Source organism: Bradyrhizobium sp. FW305-F6 (assembly GCF_058782905.1).
Map to the genome: position 1 here is coordinate 1,719,271 of NZ_JBYSYD010000001.1, position 19,530 is coordinate 1,738,800.

General features: G+C 64.2%; 18 protein-coding genes. 3 read left to right on the forward strand and 15 right to left on the reverse strand.

All coding sequences use genetic code 11. The annotated features are described in order from the left end of the window. Positions 1-73 precede the first annotated feature (73 nt). The 9 genes from paaB to AC3WLX_RS08410 form a co-directional block, all read right to left on the reverse strand. The gene (gene paaB, locus AC3WLX_RS08370; protein ID WP_015687593.1) at positions 74-361 is read right to left on the reverse strand and encodes a 1,2-phenylacetyl-CoA epoxidase subunit PaaB; all 288 of its coding nucleotides are present in this window, start codon (positions 359-361) and stop codon (positions 74-76) included. Positions 362-371: 10 nt separating this feature from the next. Continuing rightward, entirely contained in the window at positions 372-1,364 is a 993-nt protein-coding gene (gene paaA, locus AC3WLX_RS08375) for a 1,2-phenylacetyl-CoA epoxidase subunit PaaA (RefSeq protein ID WP_492335467.1), read from the reverse strand. Positions 1,365-1,439: 75 nt separating this feature from the next. Continuing rightward, positions 1,440-2,306, reverse strand: coding sequence for a phenylacetic acid degradation operon negative regulatory protein PaaX (gene paaX / locus AC3WLX_RS08380; RefSeq protein ID WP_492335468.1), 867 nt, complete (start codon positions 2,304-2,306; stop codon positions 1,440-1,442). Between the two features lie 217 nt (positions 2,307-2,523). Continuing rightward, on the reverse strand, positions 2,524-3,294 hold the full coding sequence (locus tag AC3WLX_RS08385) for an esterase/lipase family protein (protein ID WP_492335469.1): 771 nt from the start codon (positions 3,292-3,294) through the stop codon (positions 2,524-2,526). A 198-nt stretch (positions 3,295-3,492) separates the two neighbouring features. Continuing rightward, positions 3,493-4,779 (reverse strand): DUF445 domain-containing protein, encoded by a 1,287-nt coding sequence (locus AC3WLX_RS08390; RefSeq protein ID WP_492335935.1) that lies wholly within the window; start codon positions 4,777-4,779, stop codon positions 3,493-3,495. Between the two features lie 171 nt (positions 4,780-4,950). Continuing rightward, entirely contained in the window at positions 4,951-5,406 is a 456-nt protein-coding gene (locus tag AC3WLX_RS08395) for a phasin (protein WP_492335470.1), read from the reverse strand. Between the two features lie 188 nt (positions 5,407-5,594). Beyond that, positions 5,595-6,188: a GNAT family N-acetyltransferase gene (locus tag AC3WLX_RS08400; RefSeq protein WP_492335471.1), complete on the reverse strand. Its 594-nt coding sequence runs from the start codon at positions 6,186-6,188 to the stop codon at positions 5,595-5,597. Continuing rightward, positions 6,185-7,267: a PHA/PHB synthase family protein gene (locus AC3WLX_RS08405; protein WP_492335472.1), complete on the reverse strand. Its 1,083-nt coding sequence runs from the start codon at positions 7,265-7,267 to the stop codon at positions 6,185-6,187. The genes AC3WLX_RS08400 and AC3WLX_RS08405 overlap by 4 nt, the downstream gene beginning before the upstream one ends. Beyond that, complete coding sequence (locus tag AC3WLX_RS08410; protein ID WP_492335473.1) at positions 7,264-7,641, reverse strand: hypothetical protein; 378 nt, start codon at positions 7,639-7,641, stop codon at positions 7,264-7,266. Before AC3WLX_RS08410 ends, AC3WLX_RS08405 begins: the two co-directional genes overlap by 4 nt. A gap of 162 nt (positions 7,642-7,803) precedes the next feature. On the opposite strand from AC3WLX_RS08410, the gene AC3WLX_RS08415 reads away from it, so the two are divergent. Further along, entirely contained in the window at positions 7,804-8,718 is a 915-nt protein-coding gene (locus AC3WLX_RS08415; RefSeq protein ID WP_492335474.1) for an alpha/beta fold hydrolase, read from the forward strand. Here the strand turns inward: AC3WLX_RS08415 and AC3WLX_RS08420 are convergent. The 6 genes from AC3WLX_RS08420 to AC3WLX_RS08445 all read right to left on the reverse strand — a co-directional run bounded on the left by AC3WLX_RS08420 (position 8,715) and on the right by AC3WLX_RS08445 (position 16,543). After that, the gene (locus AC3WLX_RS08420; RefSeq protein ID WP_492335475.1) at positions 8,715-9,389 is read right to left on the reverse strand and encodes a spermidine synthase; all 675 of its coding nucleotides are present in this window, start codon (positions 9,387-9,389) and stop codon (positions 8,715-8,717) included. The two genes, AC3WLX_RS08415 and AC3WLX_RS08420, sit on opposite strands and share 4 nt — an antisense overlap. Positions 9,390-9,509: 120 nt before the next feature. Continuing rightward, complete coding sequence (locus tag AC3WLX_RS08425) at positions 9,510-12,746, reverse strand: bifunctional cytochrome P450/NADPH--P450 reductase (RefSeq protein ID WP_492335476.1); 3,237 nt, start codon at positions 12,744-12,746, stop codon at positions 9,510-9,512. Positions 12,747-12,881: 135 nt separating this feature from the next. Beyond that, complete coding sequence (locus AC3WLX_RS08430) at positions 12,882-13,877, reverse strand: alpha/beta fold hydrolase (protein WP_492335477.1); 996 nt, start codon at positions 13,875-13,877, stop codon at positions 12,882-12,884. A 10-nt stretch (positions 13,878-13,887) separates the two neighbouring features. After that, positions 13,888-15,438 (reverse strand): wax ester/triacylglycerol synthase family O-acyltransferase, encoded by a 1,551-nt coding sequence (locus tag AC3WLX_RS08435; protein WP_291626401.1) that lies wholly within the window; start codon positions 15,436-15,438, stop codon positions 13,888-13,890. Positions 15,439-15,485: 47 nt separating this feature from the next. Further along, on the reverse strand, positions 15,486-16,286 hold the full coding sequence (locus tag AC3WLX_RS08440; protein ID WP_291626403.1) for an esterase/lipase family protein: 801 nt from the start codon (positions 16,284-16,286) through the stop codon (positions 15,486-15,488). Next, positions 16,286-16,543 (reverse strand): DUF6489 family protein, encoded by a 258-nt coding sequence (locus AC3WLX_RS08445; protein WP_097659465.1) that lies wholly within the window; start codon positions 16,541-16,543, stop codon positions 16,286-16,288. The genes AC3WLX_RS08440 and AC3WLX_RS08445 overlap by 1 nt, the downstream gene beginning before the upstream one ends. A gap of 306 nt (positions 16,544-16,849) precedes the next feature. Here AC3WLX_RS08445 and AC3WLX_RS08450 point away from each other — a divergent pair, with 306 nt between their 5' ends. Both AC3WLX_RS08450 and AC3WLX_RS08455 read left to right on the forward strand, forming a co-directional pair. Further along, a complete protein-coding gene (locus AC3WLX_RS08450) occupies positions 16,850-18,445 on the forward strand; it encodes an ABC transporter substrate-binding protein (RefSeq protein WP_492335478.1) in 1,596 nt (531 codons plus the stop codon). Between the two features lie 103 nt (positions 18,446-18,548). Beyond that, positions 18,549-19,529 carry an ABC transporter permease gene (locus AC3WLX_RS08455; RefSeq protein WP_492335479.1) on the forward strand — a complete coding sequence of 327 codons (981 nt, stop codon included), beginning with the start codon at positions 18,549-18,551 and terminating at the stop codon, positions 19,527-19,529. The last annotated feature ends 1 nt before the right edge of the window (position 19,530 follow it).

The following is a 19,530-nucleotide window of genomic DNA, read 5'->3' on the forward strand; positions in this document are numbered from 1 at the left end:
GGATGGCCGCAGGTTCAGGGGACTTCATGGTTCGAGATGCGCTTGGCGCTCCTCACCATGAGGGGAGTGAGCACTACATGTGCCCCACTTCTTCCGGCACCTCGTAGAACGTCGGATGCCGGTAGATCTTCGATTCTGCCGGCTCGAACATCATGCCTTTCTCGGCGGGATCGCTGGCGGTGATCGCGCTCGACGGCACGACCCAGATCGACAGGCCCTCGCCGCGGCGGGTGTAGATGTCGCGGGCGGCCTGCAGCGCCATGGTGGCATCGCTGGCATGCAGCGATCCCACGTGCTTGTGCGCGAGCCCGTTGCGGCTGCGAATGAAGACTTCCCACAGCGGCGTGTTCGGCGTGGCCATATCGATCTCCCTATTCGGCAGCCTGCGCGGTCTGACGTTGCGCGCGCTTCGCCGCATAGGCGGCCGCTGCCTCGCGCACCCAGGCGCCCTCCTCGTGCGCCTTGCGGCGCGCGGCCATGCGGTCGCGATTGCAGGGGCCGTTGCCGGCGAGCACCTGCTTGAACTCGGTCCAGTCGATCTCGCTGTAGAGCCAGTGCCCATCGGCGTCCCGCGTCATGCCGGGGTCGGGAATTGTGAGACCGAGATATTGTGCCTGCGGCACGGTGGCATCGACGAACTTCTGGCGCAGCTCGTCATTGGAAAAGCGTTTGATCTTCCATTTCGTCGAGGCGTCGCTGTGCTGGCTTGTGGCATCGGGCGGGCCGAACATCATCAGCACCGGCCACCACCAGCGGTTCAGCGCATCCTGCGCCATCGCCTTCTGCTCCTCCGAGCCGCGGCACAGCGTCACCATGATCTCGTAGCCCTGGCGCTGGTGGAACGACTCCTCCTTGCAGACGCGGATCATCGCACGGGCATAGGGCCCGTAGGAGCAGCGGCACAGCGGGATCTGGTTCATGATCGCGGCGCCGTCGACCAGCCAGCCGATCGTGCCGATGTCGGCCCAAGTCAGCGTCGGATAGTTGAAGATCGAGGAATATTTGGCCTTGCCCGCGAGCATCGCGTCGACCAGTTCCTCGCGCGAGGTGCCAAGCGTCTCGGCCGCAGCGTAGAGATAGAGGCCGTGGCCGCATTCGTCCTGTACCTTGGCGAGCAGCGCGGCCTTGCGGCGCAGCGTCGGCGCGCGCGTAATCCAGTTGCCCTCGGGCAGCATGCCGACGATTTCGGAATGGGCGTGCTGGGAGATCTGGCGGGTGAGCGTCTTGCGATAGGCCGCAGGCATCCAGTCGTTCGGCTCGATGCGCTCCTCGGCATCGATGCGAGCCTGGAACTGGGCAGCCTTGCCCGCATCCTCCAGACCGCGGTCGTCGGCGTCGGCCGTGTTCAGCGCCTGGGTGTACATGCGCATCCTCCCGATTTATTGGGAGACAATATATAACAGAAATTCCTTCGTGCAAGATATTTCTGTAACACAATATCAGGCGCCAAACCTCCGTTCCAGCAGCTTTCGCGCCGCCGGCAACGGCCCTTTTTCATTAGTGCCATGGCTGTCGAGCCATTGCTCGGACGGAGCGAGCAGCGCACGGTAGATGTCGCCGCAGAGCTCGCGGGCCGCCCTCCCGGGCCAGTCCGCCGGCAACAGGCTTTCGGGCAGCAACGGATCGCGCAGCACGACCCGGCGGTAATGGTGGATCAAGAGGATCCGGGCAGTGAAGGCGTCGGCCTCGGATAGATCTGCGCCGCGCGCCATCGCGGCGTGCAGCGGCTCGAAGGTCTTCATGAATTTTAGATAGGCATCCGCCGTGCGACCCAGCGGCCAACTTGCGCTGAGCAGGCGGCGGCCGTTGTCATCCTCGGCCGAGACTTCGAGCCGGATCGCGGCGGCCGCCTCGTCCGGCACCGGCACGCCCGACGGCGCGACCCAGACGCCGGGCAGCGGACTGCCGAAGCCGGCATTGCGCAGCGCCTCGCGCGAGGCGTCGCGGTCCTCGCCGTTGCCGATCAGGAGCAGCTCGAAACGGCCGGTCCAGTCCGACGGCGGCGGATCATAGATGTGGCGTGTCGCCGCCTCGAACGTCTGCCGGCCCTTGTCGGCCAGGCGATAGAAGCTGTTGCGCCCGACCTTCTCGCGTGTCAGCCAGCCGTCGGCGGCAAGTCGCGACATCGCGGTTCGGACGACGCCGCTGTCGATGTCGAGACTTTCGAAAAATTCCAAAAGCGTGCCGAGCCACACGGAGCCGCCGCGCGGCACGATGGCATCCCCGAACACGGTGATGACGATGGAGCCGGTGCGCGACGGCTCGCGCTTGAGCTGGTCGATGATGCGGGAGAGCGGATGCGCCATGCGGCATGGCTTAGCGCGTTTGGCGTGGCTGCGACAATGGATGGGGCGACGCTCTTGCTCTTCCTCTCCCCGTTCTCACGGGAAGAGGGTCGGGGTGCCGCGAACTCAGTGACAGACAGACTCGCTGAGAGTCCCCCTCACCCGCCACGCTTCGGACGACGCTCCGCATCGCTCGGCGCGTGTCGGCCTCTCCCCGCAGGCGGGGAGAGGCAAGAGATCACCGATGCGGATCGGGATAGGCGAGGCTGCGCCAGCCGCTGCGGTCGAACGGGCGCCACTGGCCTTCCCTCTGTGCGAGGCGGTCGGCCACGGCATAGACGACGGCGGGATGATGACCCATGCCGCAATGGCTGCTCTCGACCTCGATGCTCTCGGTCTCTGCGCCCGACTTCTCCATGCAGCCCTGCCAGGCGCAGACGCCGTCGGTGCGGCTGAAGATGGCGGTGGTCGGCACCGGTGGCGGCACGGCAAGGTCGCCGCCGAACTGCGGATCGACCTCGTCGGCCTTCCGTCCGCTCGCCCATTCATAGACGCGCCAGGCATTGGTCGAATGGGGGGTGCCGGCGAAAGGACTGCCGAGCGTGATGACCTGACGCACGCGCTCCGGCCTTATCTTGGCGAGCTGGCGCGCATAGAGGCCGCCGAGACTCCAGCCGACCAGGCTGATCGTGCGACCATGCCTGTCGCTGAGTTCGTCGACCAGATCGACCATCGCATCCTGGACGCCTTCGCGCAGGCCGTAATTGCGGCCCTGTCGCCAGCCGCTCACCGCATAACCCTTGCTGGTCAGAAACGCGCGCAGCGCCCGCGTGGATGTATCGGACGCCACGAGGCCGGGCAGCACCAGGACCGGATGTCCATCGCCGCGTGGCGCAAGGCTCAGCAGCGGCAGCGCGCCGAGAAAAGCGCCGAACTCGTGGATCGCGCGCCCTTCCAGGAACATCAAAGTGCGGGACGGGGGATGCAGCGGCTGGGCGGAAGCGGTCATCAATGGTCCCCTGGAAATTGCTGAAAGGATCACCGGCGCATGCCGGCAAATGTGGATGAATTCCAACTCCCCGGCTTCTTGATCGTTCCGCACTGCAACATGAATCAGAGCTAGGCGGCCGGTTCCCGACATTCAAGCCGGACAGCAACGAGGCGACAATAGGCCCGCGCGTTAATGCTAACGGCCGTGATGCAAAAGTCACAGCAGCCGGAGCAGGAATTCTACGGAATAGAGCGCAAGTCCGGCGAGACCTCCGATCAGCGAACCATTGAAGCGGATGTATTGCAGGTCGCGCCCGATGTTGATTTCGATCAGCGAAATCAGCTGTGTCATGTTCCACGCCTTGACCTGGTCCGAGATGAAGGTCGAGACGCCGCGTTTCTGGTCGGCGACGAAGCTGCGCAGTACCGTCACCAGGCCCTTGTTGATCTCGCCGCGCAGCTCGGCATCGCCTGCGAGCGCCTCGCCTGCGGCGACGAACATTCCGGCGAGATGATGTTGCAGCACCTGAGTCTCGCCGCTCGCGCTGCGCTCGATGAACGCGCAGGTGTTAGCCCAGACCGTGCGGGCGAGTTCGGCAAGCTCGGGGCGCGCCAGCAGATCGCGCTTCAAGCCGTCGATGCGGTCGATATAGGCCTTGTCGGTGCCGAGCCGATCGACGAAGCTCAGCACCATGCGGTCGAATTCACCCCGGAAGGGATGGTTGGGATCGCTGCGCACCTCGTTGAAGAAGGCGGTGGCGGAGGCCACGATCTTGCTCACCAGAAACTTGTCGGCGCGGTAAAGCCTGAGCAGGGTCGGCAGCTCCGCGCGCACCTTCTCGCGGATCATCGCCATGGTCTCTTTCTGGTTCAGCGTCTCGTGCATCACGCGCAGGAGGTCGTCGAACAGAATCTGGTGCCGTCCCTCCGCGACGAAGCCGCGCAACGTGCCGGCTGCGAGCGGCGCGAGGTCGATCGCCTGGAGCTGCGAGGACATGCGGCGGATGATGAAGGTCATCAGGCCCGAGCTTTCGGTGGCGGACACGGCCTCCGGCAACAGACGCAGCGTGAAGCGCGAGAGGTCGTCGCTGCGCTTGCGGTCGCGCAGCCAGTCGGCAACGAAGGAGCCGAAATCGATCTCCTTCAGCTTGGCTTCGACGGGACCTGCTTCAAGGAAATGCACCTGGATGAACTCGCCGAGCTTGTCGGCGATGCGGGCCTGGTTGCTCTGGATGATCGCGGTGTGCGGGATCGGCAGGCCGAGCGGCCGCTTGAACAATGCGACCACGGCGTACCAGTCGGCGAGCCCGCCGATCGTCGCGGCTTCCGCAAAGGCGGCAATGAAGCCGAACACGGGATGCACGGGCAGAAGCCATTTTGCGACGATGAACAGCGCCAGCGTTGAGACCAGCACCAAAGTCGCCAGCGCTTTCACGCGGCGCAGATCGGCCGCGCGCTGGGCGTCGCCGGGAGTGTCGAAGGAGAAGGTGGCGGGTGCGTTCATGACGATTTGAGGATACGTCATTCCGGGGCGGTCCGCAGGACCGAACCCGGAATCTCGAGATTCCGGGTTCGATGCTTCGCATCGCCCCGGAATGACGGCTGAGGCGACGTGACAAAAACAAAAGGCCCGCCGAAGCGGGCCTGAAATTCAGTTTCTGCTCAGGGCGCCGGATCAAGCGGTCTTGTTGTAGACCTTGGCGAAATTGTCCTGAGCGGACTTGGCACCGTTGGCGGCGAGATTGCCGAGATAGTCGGCGGTCGCCTTGGCGCGCGAGACGAAGACTTCGCCGCGGGCACGGAGCAGGCTCGACTGGATCTCGACGGCTTCGCTGACCGACTTGGCGGACGCGAGCTTGTCGATACCCGAGAAGAACGCCTCGGCATCCTCATAGATCGCCTGCTGGATGTTGCGGCTGATCTTGCCGGCCTCGGCAACGGTTTCGGCAACCGCATTCTCGACGGCCGCGGTCACCCGCTCGGAGCCGGCGAACGCCTCGGCAGCGCGGTCCTTGGCGGTGTTGGCAGTCTTTTTGACGAACTCGCGGGCGGCCTCGGGAACTTCCAGGTTCTGGATGTTCTTGAAAGCGTCCTTGAAGCCCTCAAAGGCAGTGCTGGTATCGGTGGTCATGGGGTTCTCTCCATCCTCAATGGTTTGAGCTATGGGCTCACCCCGTCCGCATTGGCCCGGGGCAAGATCTATATGGCATAGTTAATTGTGCAATGCAACATTCATATTGCACTGCGATATCACGAACCCGTGATCAGCCTTCGTAGTCGGCAAATTGGTGCCTTTTTGGGCCGGCGAGGTCCCGCCCCTTACTGCTGGACAGCGCCCGGCAAGCCGTAAGCCTCCATCTGAGCCTGCACCTGCGCGATGTTGTGGCCGAGCACAACGATGTCATGGGTTCTGCCGTCGACGTCCCGGACATGGTCCCGCAGCAGTGCTTCGGCCTTGAAGCCGAGGCTTTCGAACAGAGCGATCGCCGCCTGCTGGTCGACCGTCATCTGGACCGACAGCTTTTCCAGGCCGGCGCCGAGCGCAAGCGCAAAGGTTTCCTGCGACAGCGCCCGCCCCACCCCTTTGCCCCGGACATCGAGCGAGACCACCATCCGGATCTCGCCGACATGAGGCGACCAGGAATGCGGGTCGCGCACCAGCGTGCCGCAGCCGACGACCTTGCCGTCCCGGAGCGCGAGCAGGCTCGTGATCGCGCCACGCTCGATCTCCTTGACCCAGGCCGACAGCACCTTCGGCTCGCTGATGTTGCGGGGCAGGAACAAGAGGTCATGCGTCGGCAGGCCCCTGCCGAAAGCCAGCACCGCGGCTTCGTCGGCGGGCGACATCAGCCGGACCTCGATATCGCCGGCATCGGTCTTGGCGTGGCGCGGATAGGAACGCTGCTCGCTCATGTCGATCTCTTCCCCAGCCAGGAATCCAGTTTCGGCCATAGCCGCTTCACGGCATTGGCGCCTGCGACCAGCGAGACGTGACCGCCCTTCAGCATCACCTCTTCCTTGTCAGCAGATCCGATCTTCGCGATCAGGTGTTTTGCGGCCTCATAAGGCACGATGTGGTCGTGTTCGGCGACCGCGTGCAGCATCGGCACCTTGATGTCCGCGAGCCTTGCAGGCCGGCCGCCGACCGACATGGTGTCGTTGAACAGCTTGTTGTCCCACATCAGGTCCTTGGTGATGGTTCGGAAATATTCGCCCGCCAGCGGCAGCGTGTCGGTCGCCCAGCGATCGAACATGCGATAGGACTTCACGAACTCGTCGTTCCAGATGTTCTCCCAGAGCTGGATCTGGCTCACCGTGCGCGAGGCCGGGCGCAGCATCTCGAACGAGGACAGGATCATTTCGGGCGGCACGTTGCCGACGCTGTCGACGAGACGGTCGACGTCGAAATAGCGGCGGTCGGAGAAGTTCGAGAACAGCTTCATCTCGCGGAAGTCGATCGGCGTGGTGAAGCAGATCAGGTTCTTCATCGGGCCATCCGGGTGGATCGCGCCGTAGAGCAGCGACAGCACGCCGCCAAAACAATAGCCGATGATCGAGACGTCCTGCTCGCCGGAATCGGCCTGCACGCGGCGGACGCAATCCGGGATGAAGTCGAGGACATAGTCCTCCATGCGCAGGCTCTTTTCCTCCGGCCGAGGCGCGCTCCAGTCCAGCATGTAGACGTCGTAGCCGCGTCTCAGCAGGAACTCGATGAAGCTCTGGCCGGGCACGAGATCGAGGATGTAGCCGCGGTTGGTCGTCGCCATCACGATAAGCACCGGCACGCGGTAGATCTCGTCCGACATCGGCCGGTAGTGGTAGAGGCTCATGGTTCCGCGCGAGTGCAGCACGTCCTTGGGTGTCGAGCCGAGCGAGGGCCCCGAGGTCGAGAAATACTCCACGCCCTTGATGCTGCGCTGAATCGCGCGCTGCACCTCGGACTGGATACGCTCCGGGATCGACGCGAGATCAAGTCCCGCCGGCGCGTTCATTTCTGTTCTCCGCCTTCGGACGGCGGACGTTTCGTGCGCGGCGGACGTGGCGCGGCGCCGGTTTGCTGCGCACCGGAACTCGACATCTGGCTCAACATCGATTTGATCTCGCCGAGCTGGCCTTCGATCGACTGGAGCCGCTCCGCGACACCCGTCATCTGCTCGCGGCTGGGCAGGTTCATGGCGAGCAGGTATTTCTCCATGAGATCGCCGAACTGCTTCTGAGCACCTGCAGCAACGCCGCCGGCGCGGTTCACGGCCTGCGAGAATTCGGGCGTCTCCATCGCCTTGGTCGCGAAGGAGTTGAAGCCCTTCTCCATCTCGCCAACCATTTTCTGCCACAAGGCGACCGGATCGGTGATCTTGTCGGTCATCGGCATCCTCCCAATGTGGAGGGCTTTGCACCCTTCTTGGGTCGCCATACCACACCGTTGCGCGGGGCCGGTCAACCAGCAAGCAGCGGGCGCGGCGCTGCCAACGCCGCTTCTTTGCGGAACGAAACCATGCGATACAGCATGGATCAGCAGGAGGGATCCGTGACCGCCCATCAGCCGCCCCAGACCGTCCGCGCCAACGGCATCGACATCTGCTACGAGATCTTCGGCACCGACAATGCCGAGCCGCTGCTGCTGATCATGGGGCTCGGCGCGCAGATGATCCATTGGGACGACGCGTTCTGCGAGCAGCTCGCCGCGCGCGGCTTCCGCGTGATCCGCTTCGACAACCGCGACATCGGCAAGTCCAGCCATCTCACCGGCGGCAAGCGCCTGACGCCGCTCGAGCTGCTGAAGCTGCGCTTCTTCAAAATTCCTGTCGCCGCGACCTACAAGCTGATCGACATGGCGAAAGACACGGTGGGGCTGATGGATGCGCTCGGCATCAAGTCGGCGCATCTGGTCGGGGCGTCCATGGGCGGCATGATCGCGCAGGAGGTGACACTGTCCTTTCCGCACCGCGCACGTTCGCTGACCTCGATCATGTCGACCACGGGCAATCCGCGCGTGCCGCCGCCGACACGCGAGGCCGCGGCGATGCTGATGGCGCCGCCGCCGCGCAGCAAGGACGAGTTCATCGTCCGCTTCGGCCAGACCTGGAAAGTGCTGCGCGCCGGACATTTTCCGGAGGAGGAAGCGCTCGACCCCGGCCGCGCCGAGCGCGTGTTCGCACGCGGGCTCAATCCGGCCGGCGTCGGCCGCCAGCTCCGCGCCGTGCTGGCGTCCGGCAGCCGCAAGGAGCGGCTGCACGCGGTGAAGGTTCCGACGCTGGTGATCCACGGTACCGTCGATCCCTTGGTGCGCCCCGAAGGCGGCAAGGACACGGCGGCGTCGATCCCGAACGCAAGACTGCTGATGATCGAGGGCATGGGCCACGCGCTGCCCATGCGCTTCTGGCCGGAGATCATCGATGCGATCGACAAGCACGCGCATGGCGCAGCGGCGCAGGCGGCCTAACTTTTCTTCGCGATCCAAATCACGTGGCGCGCACCGCCGCCCCTGCCGGTCGCGCGGACATTGACTTCGTTGACGTCGAAACCCGCACGCTTGAGACGCCTTGTGAACGGCGGATTGGGTCCCGACGACCAGACAGCGAGCACGCCGCCCGGGCGCAGCGCCGTCTTGGCCGCCGCCAGTCCGCTCGCACTATAGAGGGCATCGTTGCCCTTGCGGGTCAGTCCCTCCGGCCCGTTGTCGACGTCGAGGAGAATGGCGTCGAAGGCCGACCGCTTCGCGCGGATGATCTCGCCGACGTCGACCTCCCGGATGTTCACCCTGGCGTCATCGAGGCTGTCGCCGAACACCTCGGCCATCGGCCCCCGCGCCCAGGCCACCACCGCGGGCACGAGCTCGGACACCACGATCTTCGCCTTGGGCCCAAGCACCGTCAGCGCTGCACGCAACGTAAAGCCCATGCCGAGGCCGCCGATGAGAACGACGGGCTTGGCCACCTCCTCGATCTGTTTCGCCGCGAGCGTTGCCAGCGCGGCTTCCGAGCCGGACAAGCGGTTGTTCATCAGCTCGTTGCTGCCGAGCTTGATCGAAAACTCCTTGCCCCGCCGCATCAGGCGGAGCTCCTCGTCGGAGCCGGGAATTTTGGCGGTGTCGATCTTTTCCCAGGGAATCATGGGCGACGTTTAGCACGAATAATTCGTAGCCCGGGTGAGCGAAGCGATACCCGGGACCGCGCGTGCATTGGAATCCCGGATATCGCTTCGCTCATCCGGGCTACGGGAGTAAGCGTCGCCTTACCCGCCTGCCCAGACGTCCAGCACATACCGATTGCTCGTCCCCATCTCCTCGATCCAGCGCGCGCTTGCCGCGGCATCGCTGCCGCTCTTCTCGCGGTGGATCGCGACCAGCGCCGCCTTCACATCGGGCTCCATCTTGCCGCCGTCACCGCAGACATAGACGATCGCGCCCTGCTCGATCAGCGGCCACACCTTGTCCTTCTGCGTGGCGAGCAGGTGCTGCACATAGGTCTTCGGCCCGTCCGCGCGCGAGAATGCCGTGAACAGCTCGGTGATGCCGGCCGCCGCCAGCGCCTTCAGCTCCTCCGCGTAGAGAAAATCCTGGTCGGGATGGCGGCAGCCGAAGAACAGCATCGCCGGGCCGAGCGTAGCACCCTTGGCCTTGCGCGCGGCGCGCTCCTGGAGGAAGCCGCGAAACGGCGCAAGGCCCGTGCCCGGACCGATCATGATAATAGGCACGGACGGATCATCCGGCAGACGGAAGCCAGCCTTGGTTTCCCGCACGGTCGCGTAGATCGTATCGCCGGTGCGGCGATTGGCGAGATAGTTCGAACAGATTCCCCTGTAGACGCCGCGTCCCGAAGCAGCCGGCCCCTCGACCACGCCGACCGTGATGCTGCAGCGCGTCGGGTCCACCGACGGCGAGGACGAGATCGAGTAATAGCGCGGCGCCAGCAGCGAGAGCATTTCCAGATAGACGTGGAACGGCAACTCGCAGGCGGGATATTCGAGCAGCAGGTCGAACACCGATTTGCGCTTGGCGAGGATCTCGCTGCGGTAACGCTCGAGCGTTTCAGGCTCCTCGCCGACGAAGCCGAGCAGCTTCGGTTTGGTGACCGGGCAGCGAGTATGGTCGGCCATGATCTGGATCTGCTTGCGTGTCGCCACCTGCTGCAGCTCGACGAACTCGCTGAGCAGGCGCCCGACCGACACAGCCTCGCCGACCGGCAATTGCGCACGGCGTCCCTCGGCCACTTGCAGCCTGATCTGGTCGGCCGGCAGGAAGCCGAAGCGGCGGGCGATCGAATCCACCAGCGTCGGATCGTTGCGCGGGACGACGCTGAGGTGATCGCCGACGCGGTAGCTGACACCAGCCGGCAGTTGCACCTCGATGTGGCGCGTCGAACGCTCCGACGGATTGGGGCCGTTCTTGTTTTGAAGCTCGTCGTTCACCAGGACCTTCATCGCGACAGCGCCGCCCTGGGCGACGATGGTGTTGACCGCGGTCACCGCGACCGGCTCGATCGCGTAAAGCGGATCGTCCTCCGCGGTGCGGGTGAAATTCCAGTCGATGCCGAACTCCCTGGTCGCGACCTGGGCCGCCGCCGGGAACCATTTCTGGAACTGGCCGTCGAGATCGCTGCGCGCATCGCCCTCGCCGCGCGGATAGACCGCGCGTGCGCCGCGCGCCGACAATTGCTCGTCGATGAAGCGCGGCACCGATTGATAGGTCGCGGCCCAGTCGCTGTTGCCGCAGCCGAACACGGCGTAGCGCACGCCGGCGAAGGCGTCCTTCGGAAGGTCGCTGCCGAGCCATTTGACGAACTGCGTCGCGTTGTCGGGCGGCGCACCGTTGTAGGAGGCGCAGATGATCAGCACGCCGCCCTCGTGCGGCAGCTTGCCGACGTAGTCGTCGAGCGGGCCGAGATGCACGGCAAAGCCGTTGATCTCCGCAAGGTCGGCCATGCGCGTCGCGAGTTCCTCGGCGGTGCCGAGATTGGAGCCGTAGAGCACCAGCATCGGGGTGTTATGGCCGGGCCGCGTCGTGGGTTTGCGCTGCGCCTTTGATACAGAGGACGAAGCCGCAATCGGCCCGCCATAGGCGCCGCGCTCGCGGTCGGCGCGCGGCCGCACCTTGATCTTGAAGCCTTCCGGCTTGATCGTCAGCGTCTCCTTCAGGTGCATCTGGTAGCGCTGGTGGTCGATCAGCTTGAAGCGCTGCAGGATCATGCCGAGCGCGAGCGCGGCCTCGTGCATGGCAAAGCCACGGCCGATGCAGGCCCGCTGGCCGTTGCCGAACGGCTTCCAGGCATTGATCGGCCGCTTCGCCTCCGCCTCGCGGCTGAAGTTCTCGGGATCGAAGGCGTCGGGGTTGGGACCCCACACGTTGGGATCACGGTGCAGCGCCGTCACCAGGATGGTGACGAAGGTGCCTTTCCGCAGCTTGTACTTGCCGCCGCCGATGGCCTCGTCGTTCAGCGGCGTGATGCCATAGGCCGGCGCCGGCGGCCACAGCCGCAGCGCCTCCTTCAGGATCTGGGTGATGTAGGTGAGCTGTGTCACCTGTTGATAGGTCGGCTTGGCATTGATGTCGGGGCCGAAGACGCGATCGACCTCGTCATAGGCCTTCTTGAGGATCTCCGGATGCTTGAGCATTGCATAGAGCGTGTAGGACAACAGCCCGCTGGTGGTCTCGTGGCCCGCGATCAGGAACGTGTTGATCTGATAGCGGATGTTGACGTCATCGAGCTGCTCGCCGGTCACGCGGTCGACGCCGGTCATCATCGCGGCCAGCATATCCTTCTTGTCGTCGATCGCCTCCGAGTTCTTGCGACGCTCGGCGATGATCTCGTCGACCATCTTGTTCATGAAGGCGACGTCCTCGGCGAGCGTCTTGCGCCGCCTCTGCATCCAGATCTGCTCGAACGGCAGGCCGCGCGTCATCATGATGGTTTCGAGCGAGCGCACCAGCGACTCCACGTAGGGGTGATAGTCGCTCCGGTAAAAGGAATTGAAGCGGTAGTCGAAGCCGCACAGGCCGATCGTGTCCAGCGTCAGCGCGGTCATGTCGTGGACGACGTCGATCTCGTCGTCGGCATTGAGCCGTTCCCATTTCTGAACGAGCTGCTCGGCGATATCGACCATGCTCGGATGGTAGGACTGCATGGCGCGGTTGCCGAAGGGCTGGAGCAGGATGTTGTGCGCCTTGCTCCAGTTCGGCTCACGGGTGTCGGCGGTGAACAGGCCATCGCCGCCGACCGCCCGCACACGCCGCAGCGCGCCGCGCACCGTCTTGTCGAAGCGCTTTTCGTCCGAGAGTTCGTCGACGAGATCATGGCCGGAGACGACGACGATCGGCGAGCCCATCATGTCGAGCCAGAAGATCGGCCCCAATTCCTTCGCGAGCCGCGTCAGGTGCTGCACGGGAGCGGCCGCGTCCAGCGACAGCATGTTGCCGACCACCGGCTTGCTCGGCGGTTGCGGGATCGGGTTCAATCGGTTCTTGGATGACATTTAACTTCGCTTCCCCCTGCCTTACGTCACTCCGGGATGGTCCGAAGGACCAGGCCCGGAATCTCGAGATCCTCAGGTGCGCAAGAGCGCACCATAGTTCGATGCTACGCATCGCCCGGGATGACGACTACTTCGTCAGCCAAACCGCTTTCTACGCCATTCGATCAGCTTGGCGCTGACCTCTTCCGGCTTCTCCTGCTGCGTCCAGTGGCCGCTGTCCTTCACCAGATATTTCTCGAGATCGCCGATCAGCTTCTCCATGCCGTCGGCCGCCGAAGGCGGCAGCACCGCGTCGTTCTCGGCCATGATCATCAGCGACGGCACATGGATGTGGTGGTCGAGCCCCTTCGATCGCTCCCAATTGCGGGTGAAATTGCGATACCAGTTGATGCCGCCGGTGAAGCCGGTCTTGGTGAAGGTGTCGACGAACACCTTCTTCTCCTCCGCAGACAGGATCGGCGTGCGCGGGTCGACCTTGGCATCGTAGGCCGCGATCATCTGCGGGAACGCCAGATTGGTCTTTGAGGAGGCGCCGACGCCTGCGATGGCCGGCTCCTCCGGCTTGGCCGCCGGCCGCGGCAGCGGCTTGCGCATGAAGGCGTCAAAGGTCTGTTCGACGCGGCTGCCAAAGATCCTGTCCGGCTCGCGCGCGGGGTCCTGGAACTGGACGATGTACATCTGGTCGCCGAAACGTTGACGGAACAGCGCAATGGGATCGATCGGCGCGCGGTCCCAATGCGGCGTGTTGACGCCGACGACGCCGGCGACGCGCGAAGGGTGCCGCAGCGGCATCTGCCAGACCACGAAGCCGCCCCAGTCGTGGCCGACGAAGATCGCCTTGTCGATCCCGAGATGATCGAGCAGGCCGACGAGATCGCCGGTCAGATGCTCCATGTCGTAAGCCTCGACCGGCTCCGGCCGGTCGGTCGCACCATAGCCGCGCTGGTCCGGCGCGATCACCCGGATGCCGGCCTCGCTCAGCGCCTTGATCTGGTGGCGCCAGGAAAAGGCGAGCTCGGGCCAGCCGTGGCACAGCACGATCGGCGGCTTGTCGTCGACCGGGCCCGCCTCGTAATAGCCCATGCGGATTCCGTTCGTCGACGCGAACTTGAGCGGCGGCATTTCAATCATTGCAGCATTCCTATTCAGCGGCACCTTTGATGTCCGCCGCCGGCGGCGCGTAGGCCGCCTCCAGCGCGGCGAACTCCTCCGGCAACATGTCGCACATCACCTGCACGTGGGGAATGATGTTGGCGCCGACGATGAAGCCGAAATCGAGCTGGTCGCGGTAGCTCTGCACGGTGATGTTGAGCGCCTGCCCGTGCGTCGAGATCGACACGGGGAAGATGTGCAGCAGTTCGGCGCCGGCGGCGTAGAGGGTCTGCCGCGGTCCGGGCACGTTGGACACGGTGATGTTGGCGGCCGGCGGCAGAACGTCCGACAGGTTGGACCGGCTGTAGAGCAGCGCCAGGATCTGCACCATGATCGGCGCGCCCAGCATCGAGATATTGGAGACCTGGGGCATCAGCGCACGCAAGGGATGCGACATCTCCTTGGACTTGGTCGATTGCGCGATGATTGCTTCCAGCCGCGCCTTGGGATCGTCGACGTTGGTCGCGATCGAGCAGATCATGCCGAACACCTGGTTGTTGGCCTCGGTGTTGCCCTCCTCCCGCAGCGAGATCGGCACCGCCGCGGTCAAGGATTTCGGCGGCAATGTGCCGTATTGCAGGAGGTAGCGGCGGACCACGCCGGAGGCCAGCGCCAGCACGACGTCGTTGAGCTTGCCGCCGGCCTGCTTGGCCAGCGCCTTCGCGCGGGACAGCGGGATCGACACGCCCGCAAAGCTGCGCTCCGAGGAGATGGTCTTGTTGAGCATGGTCGGAGGCGACACCATGCTGGCGAGGCTCTCGCGCGACTTGGGGTCGGCGACCTTGCCGAGTACGTCTGACAGGCTCTTGAGCACGGTCGGGATGTTGCCGGCGAAGCGCACCGCGCTCTCGATCTGGTACATCGCGTTGTCGAACAGGATCGAGCCGATGTCGCTCTTGCCGGTGCGCGGCAGCTGAAGGTTCTTCGCAGCCTGCGAAGCATCGAGCGACTGAGAGAACAGCTGCTGATAGGAATCGAGCAGGTTGGCGGCGATGTCGCGCGGCTCCTGCCCTGGCTTGCTGCCCGCCGCCGGCGGCTCGACCTTCCGGGGGATCGGCGAGATGTCGTAGATCATGTTGGTCAGCGCCGCCCCGGCGCCGCCGTCGATCGCGGCATGGTGCATCTTGGAATAGAGCCCGACCTCGTTGTCCTTCATGCCCTCGAACACGTAGAATTCCCAGAGCGGGCGGGCACGGTTCAACAGCTTGGCATGCATCCAGCCCACGATGCGCTCGAGCGTCGCACGATCGCGCGGCTGCGGCAGGCTGGCGCGGAAGATGTGGCGGTCGATGTCGAACTGATCGTCCTCGACCCAGGAGGGATGATCGATGTCGAGCGGGGCCTTCTCCAGCCGTGCCTTCAGGATCGGCGCGATGTGCAGGCGCGAGACGATCATCGCCTTGAAGTCTTCGAAGAAGTCGCCCTTGTAGTCGTCGGGCAGGCGAAAGATCGCCATGCTCCCGACATGCATCGGCATTTCAGGCGTTTCCAGATAGAGAAACGACGCGTCCAGCGACGACAGCTTCTTCCCGTCGGCCATGGTTCCCTCCCGCAGAGATTTGACGGGCGCCTTGGCGGCGCTTCTCGTCAGGCCGATACTGCCTGTTCCGGCGGGGCATATGCAATGGCAAAGGGCCCGGACCGGTCGAATGGCCGGAATTGCCCCTCCGGCTGCGCCAGACGGTCCGCCACGGCCCACAGCGCTGCGGGGTTCACCCCGAGCCCGAGATGGCTTGCCAGGTGCACCTCGATGTTCTCGGCTCGCTCCGACGGGCGGAGCAGGCAAGTCCGCCAGTTCACGACGCCGTCGGCTCGCGAATAGATCGACGTCGTCGGCACCGGCAGATCGCCCGCAATCGCTTCGCGTTCTTCCGCAAAATCTTCCACACGCTCACCGGACAAGGCTTCGTAGAGCCGCGTGGCATTGGTTGCCCTGACGTCATTGGCAAAAGGGCTGCCGAGGGTGATGACGTAGCGAACCTTGTCGGGCGCCCAAAGCGCGAGATCGCGGGCATAGACGCCGCCGAGGCTCCATCCGACCAGGCTGACCTTGCGCCCCGTGGCGGCATGAATTTCAGCCAGGCGTGCGCGCAGGGAATCCCGCATCCGTCCGAGCCCACCGAGATTGCGGCCCATCCGCCAGGCATGTGCCTCATAACCGAGCTCGCTGAGGTAGCGCCGCATCGGCACCATGGAAAGGTCGCTGGCGAGAAAGCCCGGCAGCGCCAGCACCGGATGGCCGTCGCCCCTTGGCGCGCGCATCAGCAGCGGCGACAGCAGCAAGCTCGCATTCAATTCGAAGAGCCCCCTGGCCTCGGCGAGCAACATGCCGAGACCCGGCGGACGAAGCCGGCCTGCTTCCAGCGCCCCATCCGGTCCGGGCGGCACTATTTCTTCTTGTCGCTGCTGCGCGTGCCACCAAGGCCGGCCATGGTGACGAACATGTCCTGAAACCGTTCCGCGATCTTGGGATCGAAGGTGAACCAGCTCTGGATCAAGGATTCCGGCGAGACCTTCTCGATGTTGCTGAGTACCTGCTGCTGCAACTTGTCCATCACCGCCGTCTGCATCGGCGCCACATCCGGCAGACCGAAGAACTGGCGCGCTTCGAGGGGGGTGCAGTCGATTTCAATGTTAACTTTCATGTCCCCTCCGGATGGGATTCGAGCGGCCCGCCCGCAGTATCGCCGCGAGTTGTGGTGCAACGCAAGCGACCTGATGCAGGAGCGGCTGCCCGGTCCCGCAATCAGCCAGTATAGTCAACCAAAGTCGAAAGACGCGGTCATCTCCATGCCGGGCCATATCGTCAGCATTGCTGCACAGCGGCGCAACTTGGCGCGTTCCTTGCTGGAATGGCGCTTGCACGGGTCGAGAACTCTGGGCAACATGGATCGGTCAGCCGCGCCGAACAAGCAATAATCACCGGCGTGGCAGTGCGGAGAGGGTCAAGAATGTCAGTCGGTCGAAGTCTGTTTGCGGCGACGCTCGCCGGTACGCTTGCTTTGGCGGTTTCGCCCGCGTCGAGCCAGACGCTACGATACGCCAACCAGGGTGACTTGAAGTCGCTCGATCCGTATACTTTGAACGAGAGCACCACGCACGCCCATCTCGGTCACGTCTATCAGGGCCTCACCGCGCGCGACAAGGACCTCAAGATCATTCCGGCACTGGCTGAAAGCTGGGAAACGCCGGAGCCGACCCGCTGGCGCTTCCACTTGCGCAAGGGCGTCAAGTTCCACAACGGCAATCCCTTCACGGCCGACGACGTGCTGTTCTCAGCCGATCGTGTCCGCAAGAAGGGGTCCAACATGCAGACCCGCCTCGCGCCCGACGTCAAGGTCGTGAAGGTCGACGACTACACCGTCGACTTCGTTCTGCCTTCGCCCAATCCCATCCTGCATAATGCGTGGGATGTCTGGTACATCATGAACAAGAAGTGGGCCGAGGAGAACAACGTCGTCGATCCGACCCCGGTGGCGGCGACCACGCCGAGCTACGCCTCGCTCAACGAGAACGGCACCGGCCCCTTCATCATCGAAAGCCATCAGCCCGGCGTGAAGACCGTGTTCAAGGCCAACCCCAATTACTGGGGCAAGGTCGAGGGCAATCTGAAGGAGATCATCTTTACCCCGATCGCATCCGACGCCACCCGCGTCGCCGCGCTGCTCTCGGGCGAAGTCGATGTCATCGAGCCGGTACCGATCCAGGACATCTCCCGTGTCGATTCCAGCCCAAACGCCCAGGTGCTGAAGGGACCGGAGCTTCGCACCATCTTCATCGGCTTCGACCAGACCCGCGACGAGCTGCTCTACTCCAACATCAAGGGCAAGAATCCGTTCAAGGACGCCCGCGTCCGCGAAGCCTTCTACAAGGCGATCGACATCGAGCTGATCAAGACGCGCGTCATGCGCGGACTGTCGACGCCCTCGGCACTGATGATCGCTCCGGAACTGTTCGCGCTCTCCAAGGAGTTCACACGGCCGAAATTCGATGCTGACGGCGCCAAGAAGCTCCTCGCCGAGGCCGGCTACCCCGACGGTTTCGAGGTCACCATGGACTGCCCGAACGACCGCTACGTCAACGACGCAGCGATCTGCCAGGCCGTCGTCGGCATGCTTGCCCGCATCGGCGTCAAGATCAATCTCCTGGCGCAGCCGAAGGCGCAATACTTCGCCAAGGTGCTCAAGCAAGGCAACTACCAGACATCGTTCTACCTGCTGGGCTGGACCCCGAGCACCATGGACTCCCATAACGTGCTCTACGACATCATGGGCTGCCGCGACGATGCGAAGTCCTCGCGCGGCGAGGCCAATCTCGGCGGCTATTGCAACAAGGAGTTCGACGCCATCACCGACAAGGTGCTGGTCGAAACCGACACCGCCAAGCGCAACCAGCTGATCAAGCAGGCATACGAGATCAGCATGAAGGACTGGGCCTACATTCCGCTGCACCAGCAGGCCCTGGCCTGGGGCGTGTCGAAGAAGGTGAACCTGCCGCAGCGCGCCGACAATCTGGTCATGTTCCACTGGGCGACCAAGAAGGAATAGCGTCGATCGATCACGAGGTCCCGGCAGCGAGCGCTTCCGGGACCTTACCTTTTCCGGCTGACGGAATCGTCGGCCGCACGCTTACCCAAGGACAGTGGAAGGCATGCTCGCTTTCACGCTTCGCCGCGCCGTTCAGGCCATCGGCGTCATGTTCGCCGTCGGCATCATCGCGTTCTCGATGTTCCGTTTCGCCGGCGACCCCGTCAACCAGATCGTCTCCATCGACACCTCGGCGGCCGAGCGCGCGATCGTCCGCAAGTCGCTCGGCCTCGACGATCCCGTGCCGGTGCAGTTCATGCGCTATTTCGCCGATGCCGCGCAGTTCAAGTTCGGCGTCTCCTACCAGTTCCGCCAGCCGGTCTCGACGCTGCTGGGCGAGCGCATGCCTGCGACATTGGAACTTGCGATCTGCGCCACCGTGTTCGCAATGGTGTGCGGCATCCTGATGGGGGTCTATTCTGCGCTGAAGCGCGACACCGTGCTCGCCAAGCTTTTTCAGGCGGTTTCGCTAATCGGCATCTCGCTGCCGACCTTCCTGATCGGTATTCTCCTGATCTATCTGTTCGCAGTGACATTGGGCTGGCTGCCCTCGTTCGGCCGCGGTGAGGTGGTCAAGCTCGGCTGGTGGACCACGGGCCTGCTCACGGTGTCTGGACTGAAGGCGCTGATCATGCCCTCGATCACGCTGGGCCTGTTCCAGATGACCCTGATCATGCGGCTGGTGCGCGCGGAGATGCTGGAAGTCTTGCGGACCGACTATATCCGCTTCGCCCGGGCAAGAGGGCTGACCACACGAGCGATTCATTTCGGCCACGCGCTGAAGAACACGCTGATTCCCGTGATCACCGTGGCCGGACTGCAGTTTGGCTCGGTTATTGCATTTTCGATCATCACCGAAACCGTGTTCCAATGGCCGGGCATGGGATTGTTGTTCGTGCAGGCCGTGCAGAACGTCGATATCCCGATCATGGCCGCGTACCTCCTGATGGTTTCCCTGATCTTCGTCACCATCAATCTGGTGGTCGACATTCTCTACACCGTGGTCGATCCGCGCCTGCGCTCGACCGTCGGCCGCGCCGCATAGG